This window comes from Methanospirillum sp., assembly GCF_035406105.1.
Classification (GTDB): Archaea; Halobacteriota; Methanomicrobia; order Methanomicrobiales; family Methanospirillaceae; genus Methanospirillum.
Genome location: NZ_DAONKG010000335.1, coordinates 1 through 1,708, shown reverse-complemented (window position 1 = coordinate 1,708; position 1,708 = coordinate 1). Strand labels below are relative to the sequence as shown.

The 1,708-nt window shown below is 44.1% G+C and carries 4 protein-coding genes; all 4 read right to left on the bottom strand.

Going from position 1 to position 1,708, the window contains the following annotated elements; translation table 11 throughout:
- On the bottom strand, positions 1–230 hold a 230-nt coding region (locus tag PLA23_RS13205; RefSeq protein WP_324475505.1), incomplete at its 3' end, for an AAA family ATPase.
- A gap of 105 nt (positions 231–335) precedes the next feature.
- Positions 336–554 carry a hypothetical protein gene (locus tag PLA23_RS13200; protein ID WP_324330097.1) on the bottom strand — a complete coding sequence of 73 codons (219 nt, stop codon included), beginning with the start codon at positions 552–554 and terminating at the stop codon, positions 336–338.
- Positions 535–1,146, bottom strand: coding sequence for a response regulator (locus tag PLA23_RS13195; RefSeq protein WP_324330099.1), 612 nt, complete (start codon positions 1,144–1,146; stop codon positions 535–537). Before PLA23_RS13195 ends, PLA23_RS13200 begins: the two co-directional genes overlap by 20 nt.
- Positions 1,143–1,708, bottom strand: a 566-nt coding sequence (locus PLA23_RS13190; protein WP_324475504.1) for a PAS domain-containing protein, incomplete at its 5' end; no start/stop codon positions are given. The genes PLA23_RS13195 and PLA23_RS13190, both read right to left, overlap by 4 nt.

Below are 1,708 nucleotides of genomic sequence, written 5' to 3'. Positions count from 1 at the left end.
TCCATTGAGTAAAGATACAGACCTGTGAAGAGATCATTTCTTCCGGAAAAAGCACAATCGAGGGTGTCAATGAAAAGACTTTTCCCGAATCTCCGTGGACGAGATAGAAAATAGTATTTTCCTTCCCGCACAAGAGACGCAATATATGGTGTTTTATCTACGTAGGCATATCCTCCGGTTCTAATCTCCTGAAAGGACTGAATACCGATGGGGAGTTTTCTCTGTGTCATGTGAATTGAGTATTTCATTCTGTTTTGATGATGATACACTTATATGTACTGGCTGTTAGAATTACCGGTGAAATACCCGGCGAGAAAAATAATCAGACGGATCCATCATCGCGTATCTGTTCGAAATCTTCCTTTGGGAACTGACATAACGAATTGAGCCTCCTTTCCTGGCACTCCGTTCTCGATGATGGTGATCCCGGTTATCTGCAAAATCTCCCTGATAAGAAAGAGTCCAAAGCCGGTATGTTTACCATACCCTATCTGGAGGATACTCTCTTTTTCTATATCCGGAACTCCACATTCATTATCTTGGTAAATAAGCATCCACAAGCATGGGTTGGTCTTCCCCATAGAGAGCCCTGGCATAAATGCCCTCTCCCCTTCCAATAGTCTCATCTCCGGAAAGACCGGTGAGAGCAGCCTGAGCCCGATTCCATGCAATTACTTCTCCTTTCAGGTTTATGGCAAAGGTAGGATCAGGCAGATGGTTTATTATATGCTTTATCTGCTGGAGTGACCGGGGAAGCTGCTTTTCAGACTGTCTCTTTTCGATGGCAAGTCTGACTTTATGGATAAGCTCGGTAAACTGTGCCTTAGGCTGTCCTCCTTTTTGCAGGTAATAACCAGCACCATTATTCAATGCCTCAATGACCACCTCTTCTCTTCCCTTGCTGGTAAAAAGGATGAACGGGATGTTATTTCTGTTTTGCCGAAGATGCCTCAGAAATGAGAGACCATCCATAACCGACATCTGATAATCTGAAATAATGGCATCATAGGAGATCTGACCAAGCCTGATGAGTGCATCTGTAGCGGATTCAGCAATATCAACCGTGAAATCACTTAACTTCTGGATATAGAGCCGCCCTACATCAAGGAGCAGGGGATCATCATCAACGTACAAAACCCGGGTCATGAGTCCTTCTTGCCATCAAGGTCATAGCATGATCCGATATACCCGGTAAATTCACCTTTCAGATCATATATCGGGGCTCCATAATCAGCGATCCGATGATATGATCCATCATAGTAGCGGAGCCGGTATACCATGGAAAATGGTTCACGTCGTTCGAATGATGACATATATATGGATATGCACTGGTCACGATCATCAGGGTGGACGCCATCAGCCCATCCATCTCCCTGTTCCTGTTCAGGTGTCCTGCCAGTAAATTTCAGCCAGGCTTTGTTGAAATAATTGCATTTTCCATCCTTTCCTGATCGCCAGATGGGATTTGGGAACTCGTCCAGAATTCGTAGATAATGATCAAGTGATTCTGAAAGTTTCTCTTCATTCTTTAGGAGGACTGAAATATCGCGTGCTGCCGCAAAAACCCCCTGTATCTCCCCATTTTTATCTCGGTATACAGATGCATTGTATAGTACAGGGGTAATGGAACCATCGGTATTGAGAATCTCTAGTGGATAATCCCGAACATATCCCTCTGAAAAAACTTTTTCATACCCTTCCCTGGCCT

Coding starts and splice junctions, on each gene's coding strand:
- PLA23_RS13200 (WP_324330097.1), bottom strand. CDS start 554: ATGCTTATTTACCAAGATAATGAATGTGGAGTTCCGGATATAGAAAAA.
- PLA23_RS13195 (WP_324330099.1), bottom strand. CDS start 1,146: ATGACCCGGGTTTTGTACGTTGATGATGATCCCCTGCTCCTTGATGTA.